The organism is Pantoea stewartii subsp. stewartii, assembly GCF_008801695.1.
Classification (GTDB): domain Bacteria; phylum Pseudomonadota; class Gammaproteobacteria; order Enterobacterales; family Enterobacteriaceae; genus Pantoea; species Pantoea stewartii.
The window spans coordinates 1-21444 of record NZ_VZPF01000070.1 but is presented as its reverse complement, the minus strand read 5'-3'; the positions used below and the strand labels follow the sequence as shown (position 1 = coordinate 21444).

The window sequence follows — 21444 nt, the reverse complement described above, 5'->3', positions numbered from 1 at the left end:
CTCCTTAAGCGATGCGTTGACGAAGGGCAAGTTGCACATTCGCCAGCAGTAGCAGTATCACCACCAGCGTTGAGAGAATCACCGCCGTGGGCACCACGGCGTACGCATCACGGCTGTGAATAAAGGCATTGGCGATAGCCAGCAGGATAGCCACCAGCGAGATCCAGAAATGGGTTTTCTCTGGCGCGCTGCTGCCGCGGAACAGATAAATAAGACTAATTACTCGTGGCAGAACAGCAATGACCAGACCTATTGCGATTAACCAACTGGCACTGACAGACCAGAAGATGACAGTCGTCTTCATATAGACGATATCGAACAGCCAGGCCGCTACAAAAAAGCCCACCGGTAGAGGTTCGAGGAGAGCGTAAAGCGTCACGGCGATGGCCGATCGTCCAGAGGTGTTGCGCATGATTTTCTCCATTTTCAATAGTTATACAGCCCAGGCACAACGTATTACCTTCCCATTACGTTGTTAACCTGCCTGTAAAATATTAGTAAACCTGAAGAAAAATGATGGTTTTAATTCACCTTTGCAGGCGATGACGGGTAAAGCGGTGTCGTCAGGCCTGATGCGACAGGAACCGGCCTGGATAATCGGCGCGAATGGGCTGTTGCGTCGCATAGCGGCCAAACAGCCTGTAGCGGTTCAGCGCAATGGCGTCGTAAAAAAGGTTACTGAGGCGTTTCGGCAACCAGCGCAGCACGCTCATGATGCGCCACGGCAGCGGCAACTGTTGAAAAACGCGAAAAATAGCCTGCGCCCGAAGCCAGTGCTGTTCATCCCGAATGTAGACGATCGTGCTGATATTGTCGTCAGGCAGGCCGGCCCATCTCAGTAGTGCTTTGCCCTCCTCACTCTGGACGGAAGCAAAACGGACCTGCCGCGCCAGCCGGTGGCGCAACAGGAAACGCACCCATCCTGTACAAAGTTTGCATACACCATCATAAAGCACGACGCTCTCGCCCGTTTGCAGATAAGGGGGCTGTGACATGGGGCGGCTCCTCTGTTTCATCCTCAACAGACGCAGTATAGTCCTTCTTTCCCGTATGCTGAGCCAGCCACTGACAAACCGCCGCTTCATCGATGGCCCTGGCATTAACCCGCAGCAGCGGCCCCAGTGCCATGGGTTGTGCTTCTTCCGCCAGACGACGCAGTTCCGGAAGATACTCCGCGCCGGGGTGACCCGGCATGCGTTGCGCCAGGCGAGCCTGGTAACGCGCCACCGCCTCATCGGGTGAGATCTGCATCCAGATCTCCAGCACCTCATCCACGCCCGCTCGCTGCAAACCCTGCTCCAGCACGCTTTTCGACTGAAACCCAAACCAGGCATCAATCAGAAAAACCGTGTTCACCGGTGACTGGCCCACAATATTCCAGATCGCCTGGTAAGCCGCACAGCCGAGCTGTCGGTTACGCTGACGATCGACCGGGGCGAAGCTGGACATGAAGGGCTCCTTAATGCTGTCCAGCGTTAATATCGGTAAGGTGAAACGCCCGGACAGCATCCGGGTCAGCGTACTTTTGCCCGAGGCGGGAATTCCGTTAACCAGTACTACTCGCTTACTTTCCGCCTGTCTGGTCATAAGATCTCCATGACGTCCGCCACGCTACTGGCCTGGCGTAGTTTGACCAGCGTCGCGTCATCGTCAAGCAGCGAGACAATCGCGCGAATGCCCTCTTCAATGTGGGCATTACTGTTACGGGCACCGAACATGATGACGATATCGGCCTTTTCACTGCCCTCAAACGAGATCGGTTCTGCCAGCACAATCAGACTAAAACAGTCGCGAATAACGCCTGTTTCCGGGCGAGCATGGGGAATGGCGATACCTTCTTCAAACACATAATAGGCACCGTGCGTGAGCGTGTTATCAATGACAGCCTGAGGATACGAGGCCCGAATATAGCCGCCCGCCACCAGCGGTTTGGCCGCCATGGCGATCACCTGTTGCCAGTCGCTGGCCGCAACCCCGACCTGAATGGCATTGGCTTCCTGTAATAACTGTTTAATGGTCATTACTGCTCCTTCTTTGTTGAATAATAGGTAATCATTCTGTTTTGTCTGCACTTTTTTGGTAGAAAACGCTGATGCCAGACAGAACACCGTCATACGCAAGCATGTAATGCATTGATTTTATGTTATCTGAAACAACCGTTTTCATAGTACCACAGCATAAAATCCATTTATTCAACAAAGCCTACTGCTCCTTAAACTGATTTTCGCACCAGATTGCGTAATTCATCAATTTTCACAAACAGAGGATCGATGTGATCCCGGTAACGACGGCTTTTTGCATAGAGTGATAATGCCCGGTTATATTCCAGCATTAATTGTTTTTGCGTGTCGGTATCGGCGGTATTACTGGCCAGCATCGCTTCCAGCTGCCTTATTTTCTCGCTGACGGATTCTGCCAGGCGATCCCGTTCGGCCGCATCCTGCGGATGATTTTCCACTTTCTTTTTCATGAATCCAAACATAGCGACTCCTGCCCCGAAAAGCGCGCGGGCACTTCAGGTTTATTTACGTCGGGATAAATGGGGTTAGCGGAATAACTGCATTTTTTCCACTAATACATTGGTTACCGCATTATTAGCGGGCACCAGGAAATTACGCACGCTGTCGTTTACTTTGCCTTTTTCGAACGTGTTTTTGCACTGCGCCACCCACTGGACATTCATCTCGGTGCCCACGTTCACTTTGTCGATACCGCTGCTGACAGCCAGGCGCATATCTTCATCACTCACGCCCGTTCCGCCGTGCAGGACCAGCGGCGTCGCGGTGGCGTCGGTGATTGCGGCCAGGCGCTGGTGCTGAATATGGGCTTTCCCGGTATACAGGCCGTGCACGGTGCCGATGGAAATCGCCAGCATGTCGACGCCCGTTTCGTGCACAAAGCGCCTGGCATCCTCTACAGGGGTAAACGCAATTTCATCCATCTCCACGCATTTACCATCTTCCGATCCGCCGATTGCGCCCAGCTCAGCTTCCACGGAGACATTTAGCGGGCGCGCCATATCAATAACCCGTCGGGTATTAGCAATATTTTCCTCAAGCGGTAAATGTGAGCCATCGTACATGACCGAACTGAATCCGGCGTTAATCGCTGTCTGAATCGCCTCTAAATCAGAACAGTGATCCAGATGCAGACAGGTTGAAATATTTTTACTTTTCGCTAAAGATTTAACGGCATCGACCAGTAATTCGTGTCCGAGATATTTTGCCGTACCGGTAGATATCTGAATCATTAACGGGCTGTGGGTTTGTTCTGCCGCCTTAAAAAAGGCGGGCAGCATTTCCAGACAATGTAAATTAAACGATCCCACCGCTTTAAAATTACGTTCTTTGGCAATCTTGAGCAGGTCAGTGAAATTATAAAGTTTCATGCACGTTTTCCTCACGGGATGAAGTGGATTTTCCGTTAACAAACCAGGCGATAGCGGTAACAAAGGCAACGAATACGGCGACGAACAACCAGTTATTTTGGAAAGCATGTCCCAAAACCAGCCCGGTACTGATGACGTCGGAATCGCTGAAGGTCACGCCGGTAAAGCCATAACTTTCCAGCATCGGCACCAGAATGGCCGGCAGGAAGGTAATGAATAAGCCGTGCAAGAAGCACCCGATCATCGCCCCGCGCCGGCCTCCCAGCGCATTACCAAACACGCCTGCCGTGCCGCCCGCAAAGAAGTTGGTGAGCAGACCCGGCAGAATCATTGCCAGACCAAACATCGGGAACACCAGCATGCCGACCACGGAACCGAGCGTGGTCGCCAGGAAACCGACAATGACTGCGTTAGGCGCATAAGGAAACATGACCGGGCAGTCGAGTGCAGGCTTCGCATCCGGCACCAGCCGCATGGCAATGCCACGGAATGCCGGAACCAGTTCATTCAGCAGCAGTCGCACACCGCTGTAGAGGACAAACACGCCCGCGACAAACTGAATGGCCTGCATAAAGGCATACATCAGGTAGTTGGTGCCGCTGCTGTACTGCGCAATAAAGGCGAGACCGGCTGCCAGCGCAGGGATCAGGTACATTGGCACCATCACCACCGCCATTGACAGGTAGGTGTCCTGTAAAAATTTGAAGTTGTCCGGTAACTTCAGATCCTCCGTCGAACGTGACCCTTTACCGACCACCTTCGCCACGGCCGCTGTCAGCAAATAGCCGATGGTACAGAAGTGGCCCAGCGCAACATCGTCCGAATCGGTAATACGCCGTACCACCGGCTGGGCCAGCGCGGGCATCACGACAGCCATAACGCCACCAAAAATCCCGCCGGTCAGAATCAGCGGTAAGCCGGTTAAGCCTGCTTTATAGCCGATGACCGCACCAATCGTGGCCATCCATAACAACGCCTGTCCGGTCAGGAAGATGTATTTAAACGGCGTCAGGCGGGCAATGATGATATTGACGATAAAGATCACCAGCAGCGTCATGGCCACTTCGGAGCCCAGTTCACGGTTGGCCAGCCCGGCGATGGCAGCCACATCGGTGATGTAGCCCTGCATGCCAAAGCCGTGGGTGAAGATACTGTTCAGGAAGGTCAGTGCGCCGACAATAATATTGATGCCCGCCATCATAATTAAGAAGCCGAGCAGGGTTTTAAACGTCCCTTCCACCACTTTTCCCGCAGATTTCTTTTGCAGCACCAGCCCAATCAGCGCAATAAAAGCGATAAGAATGGATGCCTGCCCCAGTAAATCTTTAACCAGAAAATTGATTACACTATTCATGATTAGCAACCTTCATATTACGTTCTTTTAAGAAAGCCACGATCTTTTGCTCAATTTCGGCTTTATCGGTAAGTTTATTTAATATAATGACCCGTTTAATCTGTTCTGGTGTGGCGTCAGCATTTAAAACATCCGCAAACGCTTTTTGCGTCAGAATCATGTCGGATTTAAATGCATTAGCTTCTGAAAGGCTTTGTTGAATAAATGGATTTTATGCTGTGGTACTATGAAAACGGTTGTTTCAGATAACATAAAATCAATGCATTACATGCTTGCGTATGACGGTGTTCTGTCTGGCATCAGCGTTTTCTACCAAAACAGTGCAGACAAAACAGAATGATTACCTATTATTCAACAAAGCCCCCGTGGGTTCGTTTATCCCCCTATACTGCGACCTGCCGCCAGTCGTCGTGGCGTTCGCCCCGCATCGGGCTGGCGACATCCCCGGGGATAGCCGCTTTCAGGCCAAATACAGAGGGATATTAAGCGATTACGCCGGTAAAGCCTGCCGTTTTTTGTGCTGCCTGCCATCTTTTCTCTGCCGCTGACTGCGACGGCAAGCGGATGCCCGGTATCGTGCGCAACCGGGTCGATACCGGCTTAGAATCAGCCCCTGAACAGGGCTTTTATGCGGTCGCGGAATGGCGTTATATGAGCAATATTGCCGCAGATGACAGCAACACAGTGCGTGCACCTTCGTATGCCGTAACGATGGTAAACAGCAGCTAAAAATGGCTGGTTGATGCATAAACACAGGATCTGGTTGGCCGGGTCGATAATCTGTTTGACTATATGGGCTCAGTCATCGTCAACGAAAGCAATGGCCGTTATTACGAATCTGTACCGGGACGCAACTACAGCGTTGGCCTGACAGTTCCAGTAAACGCAGGCGGCTGCGCAGGTGCTTCGACTCGCTCTTTCCCTTATTTTTCAGGCATGACGTTGTTACATGCCGGGATAATTTTGCGGGACGCCGCGAATGGATCCCTGCGTTCTCGCGGGGGCCGGTGGTGCTGAGGCTGACAGGACCTTTATTTCGGCCGTGACATGGCTGGAAACCAGACGCGGCATCGCGCGCCTGGCGAGGCGGGACAGTGAACAGGCGCAGCGCTTACGCCACGCGTACCAGACCCAGGTGCTGGCGGTGTATCATGAGCGGACGCTGGCAGGATTGCACGCAACTGCGCACGGCTGTATATGCCCGTTAGACGTGCTGAAACCCATGCGTTGATTGCAGCGACGGCGATGCCGCCTGATCTCATTCTGGCGACGCGTCAGCCGAAAGACGTCCAGGGAATGAGCGTGATGCTGCTCATCCCCTGGCAAGTCGCTTAACCCTTACAGGGCGTTAAGTTTTGCACGCACATCGTCACAACTGCCGGTTTCCCTCAGGCGAGGAAAAATGCGTTCAATGCTGTTTTCGTGCGTATCGCTATTTAAATCCGTCATCGCATCGACCGCTAACGTGACGTTGTAACCTAATTCGTAAGCCTGACGTGCCGTCGACTCTACGCCGATACTGGTGGCAATACCGCAGATAACCACCTGCGTAATACCGCGTTTTTGTAGCTGATCATGAAGCGTGGTTTGATTAAACGCGCCCCAGGTGTGCTTAGTGACGGTGATATCGTTGTGTTGCGGTGTCATCGCCGGTACCAGTGTGGCCCAGTTTGCCGGTAATTCGCCCTGATGCCGGGGGGATTCGGCCCGGCCCGGTGCGCCGCCCGCGACATTCACAATCACGACAGGCAGGTCTTTTTCACGAAAGGCGGCCGCCAGGGCTGCGCAGCGTTCAATAACCGGCTGTGGCTCATGCACAACCGGCAGCGCAACAATCCCCTCTTGCAGATCGATAACAATCAGAGCGGTTTTCGCATCAAGTGTGGTTAAAGCCATGGTGAGTCCTCTGGAAACAGTATAAGAAGTATGGCGCAGGCTGATGCCGCTACGCACCGCCGGTTCGCCGCCAGTGCCCGAACAGGCGCGCCATACAGGGGGAGGGAATTATAGCGTGCCGGGCAGCGCTGAACAGGCGCGGGTCGTTTCAATTTGTAAGTCAGGCTGATTAATGGGCAAACCCGATCCGGTGCTCAGCGTCGCTCGACATAGTGAATCAGGCTGTGAAAGCGCAGGCGCGTATCCAGCGGATTGCGATAACTGTGGGCCACGTCCGCGCGGAACTGAAAGGCCTCGTCCCGCTTCAGCCGCCGCCAGGTATCAGCAATGCCCAGCAACAGCTCGCCTTCCAGCACCACCACCTGCTCGATCACGCCTTTTTCATGCGCGGCAGAATCACTCTGCGCGCTCGGTGCCAGCTCAACGGCAAGCAAATCAAAGCGTAGCCGATCGTCATAAGGTAACAACGGCGTCACCGCCATCTGCGCATTGTGCTGGCGATAACGGGCCACTTCCCCTTCCGCGATGGGCAACTGATGAACAAAAAACGAGAACGGGACATTAAAGCCGGTGGCGATTTTCCACAGGGTGGCAATCGTCGGGCTGGACTCGCCGCGTTCAATCTGCCCCAGCATCGCCTTACTGACGCCTGTTTTCTCGGCGGTTAACGTAAGGCTCCAGCCATTGGCTTGCCTCAGTTGTTTCAGCGCCTCGCCAAGATAGTGATGCAAATTTTCCATATTGTCTCCTGCATAAGCGCATCAGTGTAGCACTTGTGCGTTATAGCGCACTATGCGACGATGTGCGTTATAACGCACAAGAGGAGGAGACCATGTCACTGCGCCATCCGCCGTTTCCCGTTACCCTGCCTATGGTGGTGTCAGGCTTTGTCGCCGTGCTGGTCGGCTACAGCAGCACAGGTGCGATTATTTATCAGGCCGCCCAGGCGGCTGGTGCGCCGCCTGCGCTGATCGCGGGCTGGTTCTCCGTCATTGGCATCGCAATGGGAATCGCCTCAACGGGGCTTTCCCTGGCTTACCGCATGCCGGTGCTGGCCGCCTGGTCCACGCCGGGGGCGGCCTTGCTGGCCACCAGCCTGCCGGGCACGTCTCTCAATGAGGCTGTGGGCGTATTTGTTTTTGCCAATGTCCTGATTGTGTTATGCGGGGTCACGGGCCTGTTTGCCCGCCTGATGAATCATATCCCGGCGTCGCTGGCGGCTGCCATGCTGGTGGGCATTTTACTGCGCTTTGGCTTGCAGACGTTTAGCGACTTCGCCGTGAACTTTCCCCTCGCCGCCACGATGTGTATGAGCTGGTTACTGGCGCGCCGCTGGTTGGCCCGTTATGTCATTCTGATCACGCTTCTGGTCGGTGTTACCCTGGCGGTAGCCCAGAACAGTCTTCATTTTCCGGCGCAGGCTGCCCGTTTCAGCCTTCCTGCGCCTGTCTGGCCGTCGTTTTCACTGCACACGCTTATCGGTATTGGTCTACCCTATTTTTTAGTCACCATGGCGTCACAAAATGCGCCCGGAATCGCCACCCTACAGGCACACGGCTATCGTCCGTCGGTGTCCGGGCTCATGAGCTGGACCGGATTACTGGCGTTGGTTCTGTCGCCGTTCGGCGGATTTTCGGTGTGTGTGGCGGCCATTACGGCAGCGATTTGTATGGGCGAAGAGGTCGATCCCGATCCCCGTCGTCGCTGGATTGCCGCGGCAGTGGCAGGCGGATGTTATCTGTTGGCTGGCGTGTCCGGTGCGCTGATTGCGATGCTGTTCAGCGCACTGCCGGCTGTAATGGTGCACGTAGTGGCGCGCCTGGCGCTGGTGACGACCCTGGGCGGCAGTCTGCAACGGGCACTGGCAGAGCCTGCTGACCGCGACAGCGCGCTGTTGGCTTTTTTAATCACGGCGTCGGGCGTGACGCTTTTAGGGATCGGGTCGGCGTTTTGGGGATTAGTGGGTGGCGTTATCGCGCATCTGTTATTAAAACGTAAAACAGCGTAACATCATCTGGGCATTGGTTATTTTCCCGGCAGCGGGCGAAAAAACCACGTATTTGACCTCTTTTTCTGCGGTTTGATTTGCCATTGCCCCACGTAAAATCACCGTAATTAACGATAACACGCGATCTTCTGCCTCAGACAACGACCGATAAGGGCCTAACAGGTGGCAAAAACTTTTCTGCGCAGCGGCAATCTGGATGCGGTTCTGGCTTTAGATGAGAACGGCCAGCCGGTATTTACTTCCGCCCTGCAAATCCGTGAGACCCTGCGTTTGCGCCGCCAAAGCGCACTGGCAGACTGCCTGGCGATTCCGCAAACCAATGAACGTGGCGACCGGCTTGACTGGTACGCGCCTTTTTCCGGCAAAGTCAAATCCTGGATGGCCGCGAGCGATTATGAACGCCGTCAGGCGTTGCAACATCTCACCGCCTGCCAGCAGGATCTGCAAGCCATTAGCGCCCGCGCCCGCGAGGCTGCCAATCCGGCGATGCGCCTGTTTGGCGCGCTACTCGGCAAGAGCCTGCAATTCCCCAATCAGCAATATGTTTATCTGGTGAACGGTAAACCTGTCATCACTTTTTGGGGATTTGTGGATGCGCAGGAGCGCAACCGTGATGAGGCACTCGCCTGCCTGCGTGAAAGCCTGGAGGAGTCGCTGCCTGCTTAGCTGGTCGAACTGCCACCCGAACCTGTTGTGCCGCCTGCGCCCGAACCGGTGGTGGTGCCCGAACCCGCCGCGGTGGTACCGCCGGTCGCAGAGGTGCCCGCGCCTGAGCCGGAACCTGTACCAGAGCCTGTACCCGCTCAGGCCGCGCGTCGTCCGGCTTTCCGTCTGTGGTATCTGATTCCGACGCTGGCCGTTGCCGCAGCCGCCGCGACGGCGGTTATCCTGCATATGCCGCAATCGGAGCCCGTCACGCCGTCCGCCCCGGTCGCTCAAAACACCGCCCCTGTTGCCGCCATCAGACCGGCAGCCATGGTGCCGGCTGAAAAACTGGCTGACACTTTGCCGCAGAAACCGGCCGCCGTGGTAGCGGGTGCGCAAACCGCCGCCAGCGCTGCGCCTGTGCCTGCAGCGGCACCGTCTGCGACGCTTTCCAACGTGGTTGCGCCTGCGGTGCCCGCGAAACCCGACGATCTGGTGGTGACACCGGATGCCGTCCGTGATGGTCAGGTTCAGGTGATTGACGGACGCTGGCGCGTGGAGATCGAAAACATCAAAACGCCAACCGGTAAACCCCCTGTCATGCACTTCCAGTTTAACAATGGCAAGGGCAGCGTACAGATCAACCAGGGGAACACCACCTGTAAGGCCGATGTCACGGCGGCGATGACCAGCGCGGGTAACATGGTGATAGAAAGCCGCTTTACCGCCCGGTGCGCGGACAAATCGCGTTACCGTATGCCGATGTTAGTGTGTCATTCCAGCATTGGCGCCGCCGCCTGCGAAGCGCAATACACCGGGGATCGTGTGTATCCCATTACGATTAAGCGTGAGAGTAAGTAACTATGTTGGCTCCCCTGATCGATGATAAGCAAAAAATTTCTCTGATTGAGAACAGCGGCGTGCAGTTCCTGGATTTTGGTCTGCAACTCTTCGCAACCCAGGCGCGCCGTCAGTTTGTGCGCCAGACCGCAAATGGTCCGTTACTGCGTCTGAATATGGACGGTAACAGCGGTAAATTTTTACTTTACCCGCAGGACGGTGGCGCACCGGAAGTCGTGCGTCCCGAAACCGATATCGCGCTGTCCGACTCCCTGAGCTTACTGGAAGCCTGCTGGCTGCCGCTGCCAATGCTGCGTTGCGCCTCAGGTCGTCGCTTTATCGGCGGCCCGGAAAACTGGGCGCGCATGCGGTTAGTGGCGCTGAAGAAGCCTGAGAGCGCAGGCAACACGCACCGCGTTACGCTGGCGTTTGATACGCGCTGCGTGGCGGAAGAAGATGGCGGCGAACAGTTGGGACTGACGCCATCCGACGCACAGAACGGCGTTACCTTTGCCCTGGCCTAGCACAACTACGAGCTGGGGGAATTTCTTGATCACACCTGGGTAGATGGCTGGCTGCGCGAATCCTTCACCGACCGCGTGTCCGATCGCCGTGAACAGGCCATCAGCCAGGCGCTGCGTGAGTTTGAATATCAGGCGCACTACCTCAACCTGCTGGAATTGCTGGGCGAGCAGCTTAACCTCACGGAGATTCACATCCAGGCCGCCACGCTGCAAACGCCAGCCGTCAACGTGGATATCATTCTTGACGTCGGCAACTCGCACACCTGCGGTATTCTGGTGGAAGACCATCCGGAAGAGAGCAACGGCCTGAAGCAGACCTACGAGCTGCAGATGCGCGATCTGTCTCAACCACATCGTGTGTATAACGAGCTGTTCGACAGTCGGCTGGAATTTGCCGAGGCGCGTTTTGGTAAAGCCAACTTTTCGCTGGAAAGCGGCCGTGAGCAGGCCTTTATGTGGCCTTCACTGACCCGCGTCGGACGCGAAGCCAGCCGCCTGGCCTTGCAGCGTGCCGGCCTTGAAGGCAGCACCGGGCTGTCCAGCCCGCGGCGTTACCTGTGGGACGAAGCGCGCTATCAGCCGAGCTGGCGCTTCAATCAGCAGAGCCCGCAAGGTGAACCGCAGGCCTGCGCCGCCCCTTTCACCTCACTGATGAATGACGAAGGTCAACCGCTGTATGCGCTGCCGCTGGATGAACGCCTGCCGGTGTTCTCCGCTCACTACAGCCGCAGTTCACTCATGACGTTTATGCTGTGTGAGCTGCTGGCCCAGGCACTGATGCAAATGAACAGCGCGGCACAGCGTCAACGCATGCCGCAAAGTCATGCACCGCGCCAGCTGCGTCATGTGATTCTGACGCTTCCGTCCGCCATGCCAAAACCTGAACGTGAAATCTTTCGTCGTCGCATGCAGGAAGCGATTGCGCTGGTGTGGAAAGCTGAAGGCTGGCATCCGGCCGACGAGGAATTTACGGCGGAGACGCAGGCGCAAAGCAGTAAACCCGTGCCGGACGTACAGATGGAGTGGGATGAAGCCACCTGCGGTCAGATGGTGTGGCTGTTTAATGAAACCCAGGTGAACTTTGCCGGCCGCGCAGAAGACTTCTTCAGCAGCATGGCGCGTCCGGATCGTCCGCGTGAAGCCGATGAGCAGCCCGGCAAGAGCCTGCGCATTGCCTCTATCGACATTGGCGGCGGCACTACCGACCTGGCGATTACCCAGTACCGTCTCGATGACGGCCAGGGCAATAACGTCAAAATTACGCCGCGTCTGCTGTTCCGTGAAGGCTTTAAAGTGGCCGGCGACGATATATTACTGGATGTGATTCAGCTGTGGGTGTTGCCGGCCCTGCAACAGAGCCTGCAGAAAGCCGGCCTGACGCTGGCCGAACCGCTGATCAACAAACTGTTTGGCCACGACAGCCGGATGGACGGTCAGGCGACGCTGCGGCAGCAAGCCACGTTGCAGGTGTTTATTCCCCTGGCGCAGGCGGTGCTTGAACGTTACGAGAACTGGGATCCGCTGGAAAGCCATGCCGAAATTAATGCGCTGTTTGGTGAGCTGGTCGATCAACGTCCGGCAGACGCGGTGCTGGCGTTTGTTAATGGCGAAATCCAGCGTGAATTAGGCGGCAACAGCCGCTTTGACCTGCTTGAGGTACCGCTGGTGGTCAGTATGGCGCAGCTTCACGGCGAGTTTATGCAGCACCGCATGGCGATCATTCCGGCACTGCGATCTATGTGTGAAGTCGTCTCACTGTATCAGTGTGACGTCCTGCTGCTGACCGGACGGCCCTCACGCTTCCCCGGCATCCAGGCGCTGGTGCGTCATCTGCAACCGCTGCCGGGCAGCCGAATTTTGTCGCTGGAAGGCTATCACACCAGTGACTGGTATCCGTTTAACAAACATGGTCGTATCGATAACCCGAAATCCACGGCCGCCGTGGGCGCGATGTTATGCCTGCTGGCCCTGGATTTGCGCCTGAGCAGCTTCTGGTTCCGCGCGGGCGATTTCGAGCCCTATTCCACGATCCGTTATCTCGGCATGCTGGACGAAAACCAGGCCCTGACCGATGAGAACCTGTGCTACAGCGACATCGACCTGGACGATCCCGCTTTCTCGCTGGATCGCAAAAGCAGCTTCCGGATTCGTGGCAATGTCTGTCTGGGCTTCCGCCAACTGGATAATGAACGCTGGCCCGCGTCGCCGTTGTACAGCCTGACGCTCAATGATGCCGCGCTGGCGCGCAAGGTTGCAGGTGAAAGCGTGCTGCGCGTGAAGCTGGCGGTGAAAGCCGGTCCGGATGCGCCTGGCCCGGAGACGTTGGTGTTAAGCGAAGCCCGACTGGACGATGGTACGCGCGTTCCGCTTGAACATCTGAGCCTCAAACTGAATACTCTCTCCGCCACTGGCAATGCCAATGCGCAATACTGGATTGACAGCGGGAGTGTATGTAAACGATGAGATCGGTTAAACCCCGCCAGCCGCAAACGCTGGCAAAACGCCTGAGTTTATTGCAGGACGCCCTGAATGGCAGCCTGGCATGGATTGAAAACACCCGCGAACAGTCGCCCCGGTTGGCACTGGAAGCCGAAACCCTGACCCTGCAGTTACGTCAGGCCCGTGTGCAAACGCAAGCGCTGGCGCAGCAGGTGGCACGCCCCGTCACTTTAGCCCTGTTTGGGCAGTCTCAGGCAGGCAAAGCCTGGTTATTAACGGAGATGGTCGCGGATGCCCAGGGACAGTTAATCACCGCGCTAAGCGACAAGCCGGTTAACTATTTTCAGCATATCAACCCGGGTAACCTTGATTTCGCCACGGCGACGCGGTTTACCCATCAGCGCGAGCCGCTGTCGTCGGAGTGGCCGGTAGAGCTGGCCCTGATGAGCGAAGCCGAGGTGCTACGCCTGGCGATTTCGTGTGGCGAAGGCGTCAGCCAGCCCGATACCGCAAACATCGACAGCGTGATACAACGTCTGCAGCGTCACCGCTTAACGACGCCACTGCCTGGCCTGGAGAGCGATGCGCTGGTCACGCTCTGGTCATGGTGCCGCCGCCATCATTTGTATGATGCACAACTGGATCGGCACTTCTGGCCTCAGGCGGTTGAACTGGCCCCGTGGCTGAGCGTTGACGATCGGGTCCAGTTGTTCTCTCTGCTCTGGCCCGCCGAACCGGCCCTGAATGAGCTGGTGCGGAGCTTGCTGCATCTGCGCCACCAACTGCGCAACAGCACACGCGTGCTGGGGCCGCTTAGCCTGTTAACCGATTCGTCTCTGCTGCCTGCCGAACAGCTTATCGTCCCGGCCAGCGAACAGGATCTCTCGCTGCACATTGAGATCTGCCCGTTAAACGGAAACCGCCTGGCCAAGCCGCAACATGTGGCGCTGGGATTACTGGCGCTGCTGACGCTGGAGGTGACGATTCCGCTCAGTTCCACGCCGCGCACCGCGTTCTATGACGAAGCGGACATGCTGGAGCTGCCTGCACCCGGTACGCCGAGTGATGCGGCGCTGCGGGAAGAACGCCAGCGCCTGCAGCAGCAGGATGCGCTGCGCGCACGGCTGCTGGAGCACAAACGTACACTGCTCCCCGGCATCTATGCCGCCCGCCAGGGCATCGATTTGCTGCTGATCTGCACCGCCGCGAGCCAGCGTCAGGATGTGGATATCGCCAGCCGCGCCCTGCGCGAATGGCAACGCCTTCAGCCAAAAAACGACGCGGGTGAAAAACCGCGTCTGATTTGGGCGATCACGCCTTATGATGCGCGCCATCAGCAGGTGAATGTGGATGAGGCGGTACAGCGTCAGGTCGGCCAGCCGGGTCAGCAATGGGGTTCCATGCTGGCACTGGATCGCGCCGGTGTGGATCGCATGTCCGAATGGTTACAGGATGAGATGCAGCCAGAGGCCCGCCGCGATCAGCTTATCGCGCAACTGGCGCAAATCCAGCACATGGTCGTTGAACGTCGGCTACAGCCCTGGACCGAAGCCGGTGCGTCACCCGATCAGGCGGTGCGCAAGCAGAACATCGCGGATACCTTGTTGAAATGCCTGCAACATCGCACCGGTTTGCATGGAGAACTGCTGGAGCGTTTGCAGCCTTCCCGTGAAGCCCTGCGCCAGCTGTGGCTGAATCAGTCGGGATCATCTGTTCCTGCCGCCACCACCAGTATTCAGGCACCGGAGAACCAGTTTGGTATCGGTTTTGAGTTCGACCTGTTCAGCGATGCTGAAATTGAACAGCCCGCGCCTCAGCAGTCCAGCTTTGGCCAGGGCCTGACTCAGTTCCCGCGCCAGGTCTTCAGCCTGTGGCTGAACCATCTGCGCCAGTTGCCGGAAAATCAGAGCCTGCTCACGCTGCTGAATATCGACAAAGCCACGATGGAATGGTTAATAGAAGAACTGATCACCGCCAGTTTCCGCACCGGTATCCTGCAGTCGCTGCAAACCGCCCTGCATGAACCGGACGCGCAGAGCATGTCGCATGAGTCGCGCGCCGATCGTCAGGTGACGCGTGCCATGACGGTATTGGGGGATTTCGTCGCGTGGCTGGGCTTCCTGCAGCGTCCGGAAGCGGAACGTCCGGCCAGCCGGGTTAACCGTGGCCAGTCGATCTTCTCACGTCCGCCTGCGCCGAGTGTGAATTTCAGCGCCGGTCAGCGACTGACAAAACTGTCGGCTACGCCAGCAAACCACACGGCGTACTACATATATGACTGGCTGGTGGGCCTGAACACGGTCATTATCGAAAATAACGGCTATACCGGTGGGGGCGATCTGCCGGTCAGCGCGCGCGAAGCGCTAGCCGACCTGCTCAAACCGCTGCGTAACTAAGCGTATATCAGGCGCAGTTCGCCACTCAGCGACTGCGCCGCCTCTTCCAGCAACGCCAGAACCGGGGCCAGATCCGCGTCGTGCCGATCGGCATTCAGCAGATAAATCTCCGCCGGCAGGGCCATGCCACCTGTCAGACAGTCCCAGAGCGCGTCCAGGTTATTGCCGAAGTCGCCGGAACAGTCGCTTTGCGCGGCAAACTGCCGGTAAAAGGCATCGCGATCCGCCAGCTCACCGAGATCAAACCGTAGGCGCAACATCGTTACTGCACCGGCTTAAAACTGCGATAGTGGTCAGTGGAAAGAAACACCAGCCCGTCTGACGAATATACCAGGCGATCCGCCTCACGATGGCCACAGCGGTAGTTCACATCCGCCTCATACCACTGCCGATCTGAACGTTCAGGTAGCTTTCTTTCGCGGTTGGAAAAGCGATCGCCGCCAATCGCCCGGCCTGGCAGCACGTCACACAGATTGCCCTTCGCAGGATTCCAGCCCAGACGGCGGGCCTGCTTTTTTGTGATGTAGTAATCGGGCAACTGCTGATGCTGTAGCACCCAGCGGGCGACGGTTCGCACATCCGTTAAGGCGGCGATGTCTGCGGCAGAGGTTTTGGCAGGTGCAGACGTCAGATAGGGTCGCAGACCTATCCAGGAGAGGATAAGGATGAGGACTAATCCTAACCACAGTTTTTTTGACATGATGACATCCCTGGAAAACAGGATGCAGATAATAGCAGTTTTCTCAGCGGATAAAACAGCGCGGGCCAGATGACCTGGCCCTGGCGGGGTTTACTGCATTGCAGCCTGCGACGGCACACTGTGACGGCGCCACGCACCCGGAGCAACACCATACTGACGCTTGAAGCTGCGGTTGAACGACTGCTGCGAGTCAAAGCCCAGCGAAATGGCTACGTTCAGAATAGGTTCGTTGGTGCTGGTCAGGCGATCCGCTGATTTTTTTAATTTTTTCATACGGATATATTCACCCAGTGGATAGCCTGTGTGCTCTTTAAACATCCGTTGCAGGTGCCATTTTGAGTAGCCCGCGCGCTCAGAAACCGTATCGAGATCGAGGCGTGCTTCAATATTGTTGTCAATCCAGTTAATCAGATCGTGAATAAAAGCGTTACTCATCATTTGTCTTCTCCGGTCGCGACAGCGAACAGTATTAGTATCAGTTGCAGTTACACTTAAAGCGTGACTGACAATGCCATTTAATGCAAGTTTAATTAATACATTAAATGCCGCACATTTTATGGGGACTTACCTCATGCCCTGTCAGGCTGGATGCTGGCCGATAAATCATCGCTCATCAGACCGCACATAAAGTGTATCAGTTATTCTTGCAGTTCTCAGACACACAAGCCTACACTCCTCGCGATAAATTGCAACCATAGAAGTTGCAATTATTGGCCTGCGGGCTTTACTTCACTGTTCATCGCGGAATCACAACAATGATAAGCAACTGGGTTCGTCAGGGAGTTACCCTGCTGGGGATGGGACTGGTCATCAGTCAGTTAAGTGGATGTGACACGGGTCAGGCGAACAACGCCCCGCCGCCGCCCGAGGTGAGTGCGGCTGTGGTGGTGACAAAACCGGTCAGTCAGTGGGACAGCTTTAATGGCCGCATAGAAACGGTTGAAAGCGTCCAACTGCGTCCACGGGTTTCAGGCTACATCACCACGGTTAATTACCATGAAGGGGATGAGGTGAAAAAGGGTCAGGTCCTGTTCACCATTGACGACCGTAGCTACCGCACCGCACTGGATCAGGCGAGAGCCTCGCTGGCGCGTGCCCGGAGTCAGGCCAGCCTGACCCGCAGTGAATCGGCGCGCACAGAAAAACTGCTCGGTACTCAGGCGGTATCACGTGAGATGTGGGAGCAACGACGCGCCAGCGCCAGCCAGGCGCAGGCCGATGTGCAGGCCGCCGAGTCGGCTGTGGCCATGGCCCAGCTGAACCTGGATTTTAGCCGCGTCACGGCGCCCATTGACGGCCGCGCCAGTCGGGCCATGATCACCGCAGGAAACCTGGTAACCGCCGGGGACAGCGCCAGCGTTCTGACGACGCTGGTCTCGCAAGACAAGATGGTGGTCTATTTCGACGTCGATGAAACCACCTTCCTGCACTACCAGGCCATGGCGCGTCAGGGCCAGCAACGTCATGCCCTGCCCGTCGAGATTGCGCTGGCAGGCGAACAGGGTTATCCGCACCGGGGTAACGTCGACTTCCTGGATAACCAACTCAACGCCAGCACCGGCACCATTCGCATGCGTGCGCAGCTGGATAACCATCAGCGTATCTTTACGCCTGGCCTCTTTGCGCGCGTTCGCCTGCCGGGTCGTGCGACCTTCAACGCCCTGTTAATTGACGATAAAGCCGTGCTAACCGACCAGGATCGCAAATATGTTTATATCGTTGATGCTCAGGGGAAAGCGCAGCGCCGCGACATTAAGCCTGGTGCCATGGCTGACGGACTGCGTATCGTCGAGGCCGGTTTGCAGGCGGGCGAACGGGTCATCGTTGCCGGACTGCAAAAAGTGTTTATGCCCGGAATGCCGGTGACTGCCAAAACTGTCGATATGGCCGCTACCGCCGCTCAATAACCCGAGGTTGATATGGATTTTTCCCGCTTTTTTATTGATCGGCCAATCTTTGCCGCCGTGCTGTCGGTATTGATTTTCATGACCGGCCTGATCGCCATACCGTTATTGCCCATCAGTGAGTATCCCGACGTGGTGCCGCCGAGCGTGCAGGTGCGCGCCGAATACCCCGGCGCGAATCCAAAGGTCATTGCCGATTCCGTGGCGACCCCGCTGGAAGAAGCGATTAACGGCGTCGAAAACATGATGTACATGAAGTCCGTCGCCGGTTCGGATGGCGTGCTGGTGACCACCGTCACGTTTCGTCCCGGCACCGATCCGGACCAGGCGCAGGTTCAGGTACAAAACCGTGTCGCTCAGGCGGAAGCGCGACTGCCTGAAGACGTGCGCCGGCTGGGCATTACGACGCAAAAAATGTCCCCTACGCTGACCTTAGTGGTGCATCTGTTTTCGCCGGGCAGTACCTATGATTCTCTTTACCTGCGGAATTACGCCACGCTGAAAGTGAAAGACGAACTGGCCCGCCTGCCAGGCGTCGGGCAGATCCAGATCTTTGGTGCAGGCGAATATGCCATGCGCGTCTGGCTGGATCCCAACAAGGTGGCCGCACGCGGCCTGACCGCCGCCGACGTCGTCAGCGCAATGCAGGAGCAGAACGTGCAGGTTTCTGCCGGGCAGCTTGGTGCGGAACCGCTGAAAAAGCAGAGCGATTTTCTGCTGTCGATCAACATGCAGGGCCGGCTCGAAAATGAGCAGCAGTTCGGCGATATCATTTTAAAAACCGCTGAGGACGGCTCGCTGGTGCGGCTGCGCGATGTGGCACGCATCGAAATGGGTGCGGGCAGTTATGCGTTGCGTTCGCAGCTGAACAATAAAGATGCCGTCGGCATTGGTATTTTTCAGGCCCCCGGGGCCAACGCGATCGATCTTTCCAATGCGGTGCGAGCCAAAATGGATGAGCTGGCCACCCGCTTCCCTGACGATGTGAAATGGGCAGCGCCCTACGATCCCACTGTGTTTGTGCGCGACTCCATCAAGGCCGTGGTCCAGACTCTGCTGGAGGCAGTCTTTCTGGTCGTGCTGGTGGTGATTCTGTTCCTGCAAACCTGGCGGGCCTCGATCATTCCCCTGCTGGCTGTCCCTGTTTCCGTGGTGGGCACGTTCAGCGTGCTTTACCTGCTCGGTTTCTCGCTTAACACCCTGAGCCTGTTCGGTCTGGTGCTGGCCATCGGTATCGTGGTGGATGATGCCATCGTGGTGGTGGAAAACGTTGAGCGCAATATTGAGATGGGTCTGTCACCCAAAGCGGCGGCGCATCAGGCCATGCGCGAAGTATCGGGGCCGATTATCGCTATCGCGCTCGTGCTCTGTGCCGTGTTTGTGCCGATGGCGTTTCTGTCGGGCGTCACCGGTCAGTTTTACAAGCAGTTTGCCACCACCATTGCCATTTCGACCGTCATCTCTGCCATCAACTCGCTGACCTTATCGCCTGCGCTGGCAGCAATGTTGCTGAAGGATCACCAGGCCGCCAAAGACAGGCCCACGCGCCTGATCGACTGGCTGTTTGGCTGGATTTTCCGCCCGTTCAACCGTTTCTTTCACCGCACGGCCCATGGCTACGAGTCGATGGTAGCGAAAACCCTGCGGCGGCGCGGCGCGGTGTTTGGCGTGTATCTGATGTTACTGGCGGGCGCCGGCTGGATGTTCCATGCCGTACCGGGCGGATTTATCCCCACGCAGGATAAGCTTTACCTGATTGGCGGCGTGAAAATGCCAGAAGGATCGTCGCTGGCGCGCACGGATGAGGTCATCCGGCAGATGAGTGAAATCGGTCTGCAAACGGAAGGCGTGGCCTATGCGGTTGCCTTTCCGGGCCTGAATGCGCTGCAGTTTACCAATACGCCGAACAGCGGCACGGTGTTTTTCGGCCTGAAACCTTTCAGTGAACGTAAGCGCACGGCGGCGGAGATTAACGCGGACATCAACGCGGACATCAATGCAAAAATCGCCCGTATCCAGCAGGGGTTTGGCTTCTCCATTATGCCGCCACCGATTCTGGGTCTGGGCCAGGGTTCGGGCTATTCGCTTTATGTACAGGATCGGGCCGGATTGGGCTATGGCGCACTGCAAACCGCGATTAATACACTCTCCGGCGCGGTAATGCAGACGCCGGGCATGCACTTCCCAATCTCGTCTTATCAGGCCAACGTACCGCAACTGGATGTGCAGGTTGACCGTGATAAGGCCAAGGTACAGGGTGTGGCGCTGACGGATTTGTTCAGTACGCTGCAAACTTATCTGGGGTCATCCTATGTTAATGACTTTAACCGCTTTGGCCGGACCTGGCGGGTGATGGCACAGGCAGATGGCGAATTTCGTGACAGCGTGGAGGACATTGCCAACCTGCGTACCCGCAACGATCGTGGCGAGATGGTGCCCATCGGCAGCATGGTGCATATCACCACCACTTACGGGCCCGATCCGGTTATTCGTTACAACGGCTATCCGGCGGCGGACCTGATCGGTGATGCGGACCCCCGGGTACTGTCCTCCGCCCAGGCGATGCGCCAGCTTGAGGCGATGTCCGGCCAGCTGTTGCCGAACGGCATGAACATCGAATGGACCGACCTCAGCTACCAGCAGGCGACGCAGGGCAATACCGCGCTGATTGTTTTCCCGGTGGCGGTGTTACTGGCCTTCCTGGTGCTGGCCGCGCTGTATGAGAGCTGGACGTTACCGCTGGCGGTGATCCTGATTGTGCCGGTTACCATGCTGTCGGCCCTGCTGGGCGTGTGGTTAACAGGCGGAGACAACAACGTCTTTGTGCAGGTCGGTCTGGTGGTGCTGATGGGCCTGGCCTGTAAGAACGCCATTCTGATTGTGGAGTTTGCGCGCGAACTGGAGATGCAGGGTAAAGGGATTGTCGACGCCGCGCTTGAGGCCTGTCGGTTACGTCTGCGCCCTATCGTGATGACCTCTATCGCCTTTATCGCCGGAACTATTCCGTTGATTCTGGGGGAAGGCGCAGCCGCGGAAGTCCGCGGCGTGACGGGCGTCACGGTGTTCTCCGGTATGTTAGGCGTGACGCTGTTTGGCCTGTTTTTAACGCCGGTGTTTTATGTGGCGCTGCGTAAGCTGGTGACGCGTAACGCCGCGCGCCCGGTTACGTAACACGCGCAGTAATGCGTGTGCCCCGACAATCCTGCGGACGTCGGGGCACTGCTGTAGCGCGGCAAAATATTTTGCACTGTTTTGGAAACTATTTTGCACAACTTGGACGGAGTTTGAGAGTGCAAAATAGTTTCCAAATCGCATAAAAAACGTTCTAAATCTCAACCTCTCGTTCCACT

At 56.8% G+C, this 21444-nt stretch carries 18 protein-coding genes and 3 pseudogenes; 8 read left to right on the top strand and 13 right to left on the bottom strand.

From position 1 onward, the window contains the following. Window positions 1–4: 4 nt before the first annotated feature. The 8 genes from F7Q90_RS18945 to F7Q90_RS18910 all read right to left on the bottom strand — a co-directional run bounded on the left by F7Q90_RS18945 (window position 5) and on the right by F7Q90_RS18910 (window position 4944). Window positions 5–412, bottom strand: a complete 408-nt coding sequence (locus F7Q90_RS18945; RefSeq protein WP_006119106.1) for a DUF2231 domain-containing protein — start codon at window positions 410–412, stop codon at window positions 5–7. Window positions 413–563: 151 nt separating this feature from the next. Then, entirely contained in the window at window positions 564–995 is a 432-nt protein-coding gene (locus tag F7Q90_RS18940; RefSeq protein WP_044242008.1) for a thiol-disulfide oxidoreductase DCC family protein, read from the bottom strand. Then, window positions 946–1587 carry an AAA family ATPase gene (locus F7Q90_RS18935; protein WP_006119103.1) on the bottom strand — a complete coding sequence of 214 codons (642 nt, stop codon included), beginning with the start codon at window positions 1585–1587 and terminating at the stop codon, window positions 946–948. Before F7Q90_RS18935 ends, F7Q90_RS18940 begins: the two co-directional genes overlap by 50 nt. Further along, window positions 1584–2021 carry a PTS sugar transporter subunit IIA gene (locus F7Q90_RS18930; RefSeq protein ID WP_006119102.1) on the bottom strand — a complete coding sequence of 146 codons (438 nt, stop codon included), beginning with the start codon at window positions 2019–2021 and terminating at the stop codon, window positions 1584–1586. The genes F7Q90_RS18935 and F7Q90_RS18930 overlap by 4 nt, the downstream gene beginning before the upstream one ends. A gap of 191 nt (window positions 2022–2212) precedes the next feature. After that, window positions 2213–2482 (bottom strand): hypothetical protein, encoded by a 270-nt coding sequence (locus tag F7Q90_RS18925; protein WP_006119101.1) that lies wholly within the window; start codon window positions 2480–2482, stop codon window positions 2213–2215. 63 nt (window positions 2483–2545) lie between these two features. Then, a complete protein-coding gene (locus F7Q90_RS18920) occupies window positions 2546–3388 on the bottom strand; it encodes a class II fructose-bisphosphate aldolase (protein ID WP_006119100.1) in 843 nt (280 codons plus the stop codon). Further along, a complete protein-coding gene (locus F7Q90_RS18915; RefSeq protein WP_006119099.1) occupies window positions 3375–4742 on the bottom strand; it encodes a PTS sugar transporter subunit IIC in 1368 nt (455 codons plus the stop codon). The genes F7Q90_RS18920 and F7Q90_RS18915 overlap by 14 nt, the downstream gene beginning before the upstream one ends. Then, window positions 4735–4944, bottom strand: a complete 210-nt coding sequence (locus tag F7Q90_RS18910) for a PTS sugar transporter subunit IIB (RefSeq protein ID WP_044242007.1) — start codon at window positions 4942–4944, stop codon at window positions 4735–4737. The genes F7Q90_RS18915 and F7Q90_RS18910 overlap by 8 nt, the downstream gene beginning before the upstream one ends. A 347-nt stretch (window positions 4945–5291) precedes the next feature. Here F7Q90_RS18910 and F7Q90_RS18905 point away from each other — a divergent pair. Next, window positions 5292–5618: pseudogene (locus tag F7Q90_RS18905) on the top strand (TonB-dependent siderophore receptor); the annotation flags it as partial. A 103-nt stretch (window positions 5619–5721) separates the two neighbouring features. Next, the gene (locus F7Q90_RS18900; RefSeq protein WP_006119095.1) at window positions 5722–5973 is read left to right on the top strand and encodes a PIN domain-containing protein; all 252 of its coding nucleotides are present in this window, start codon (window positions 5722–5724) and stop codon (window positions 5971–5973) included. A 107-nt stretch (window positions 5974–6080) separates the two neighbouring features. Here the strand turns inward: F7Q90_RS18900 and F7Q90_RS18890 are convergent, their stop codons facing one another. Beyond that, window positions 6081–6638, bottom strand: coding sequence for an isochorismatase family protein (locus tag F7Q90_RS18890; protein ID WP_006119093.1), 558 nt, complete (start codon window positions 6636–6638; stop codon window positions 6081–6083). Between the two features lie 194 nt (window positions 6639–6832). Beyond that, window positions 6833–7378 carry a helix-turn-helix domain-containing protein gene (locus F7Q90_RS18885; RefSeq protein ID WP_006119092.1) on the bottom strand — a complete coding sequence of 182 codons (546 nt, stop codon included), beginning with the start codon at window positions 7376–7378 and terminating at the stop codon, window positions 6833–6835. A gap of 92 nt (window positions 7379–7470) precedes the next feature. On the opposite strand from F7Q90_RS18885, the gene F7Q90_RS18880 reads away from it, so the two are divergent. From F7Q90_RS18880 to F7Q90_RS18865, 4 genes and pseudogenes are all read left to right on the top strand, one after another. Continuing rightward, window positions 7471–8646, top strand: coding sequence for a benzoate/H(+) symporter BenE family transporter (locus tag F7Q90_RS18880; RefSeq protein ID WP_006119091.1), 1176 nt, complete (start codon window positions 7471–7473; stop codon window positions 8644–8646). A 162-nt stretch (window positions 8647–8808) separates the two neighbouring features. Next, window positions 8809–10152 (top strand): annotated as a pseudogene (locus F7Q90_RS18875) (SrfA family protein). Between the two features lie 2 nt (window positions 10153–10154). Beyond that, window positions 10155–13118, top strand: a pseudogene (locus F7Q90_RS18870) (virulence factor SrfB). Next, window positions 13115–15490 (top strand): virulence factor SrfC family protein, encoded by a 2376-nt coding sequence (locus F7Q90_RS18865; RefSeq protein ID WP_006119090.1) that lies wholly within the window; start codon window positions 13115–13117, stop codon window positions 15488–15490. The pseudogene F7Q90_RS18870 and the gene F7Q90_RS18865 overlap by 4 nt, the downstream one beginning before the upstream one ends. Here F7Q90_RS18865 and F7Q90_RS18860 read toward each other — a convergent pair. From F7Q90_RS18860 to F7Q90_RS18850, 3 genes are all read right to left on the bottom strand, one after another. Beyond that, the gene (locus F7Q90_RS18860) at window positions 15487–15750 is read right to left on the bottom strand and encodes a barstar family protein (RefSeq protein ID WP_006119089.1); all 264 of its coding nucleotides are present in this window, start codon (window positions 15748–15750) and stop codon (window positions 15487–15489) included. The genes F7Q90_RS18865 and F7Q90_RS18860 overlap by 4 nt on opposite strands. Before the next feature lie 2 nt (window positions 15751–15752). Next, the gene (locus tag F7Q90_RS18855; protein WP_006119088.1) at window positions 15753–16190 is read right to left on the bottom strand and encodes a ribonuclease domain-containing protein; all 438 of its coding nucleotides are present in this window, start codon (window positions 16188–16190) and stop codon (window positions 15753–15755) included. A 90-nt stretch (window positions 16191–16280) separates the two neighbouring features. Then, a complete protein-coding gene (locus F7Q90_RS18850) occupies window positions 16281–16628 on the bottom strand; it encodes a helix-turn-helix domain-containing protein (protein ID WP_006119087.1) in 348 nt (115 codons plus the stop codon). Between the two features lie 359 nt (window positions 16629–16987). On the opposite strand from F7Q90_RS18850, the gene F7Q90_RS18840 reads away from it, so the two are divergent. Beyond that, entirely contained in the window at window positions 16988–18097 is a 1110-nt protein-coding gene (locus F7Q90_RS18840; RefSeq protein WP_377776246.1) for an efflux RND transporter periplasmic adaptor subunit, read from the top strand. A gap of 12 nt (window positions 18098–18109) precedes the next feature. Next, entirely contained in the window at window positions 18110–21265 is a 3156-nt protein-coding gene (gene oqxB / locus F7Q90_RS18835) for a multidrug efflux RND transporter permease subunit OqxB (protein WP_006119085.1), read from the top strand. Window positions 21266–21444: the final 179 nt, after the last annotated feature.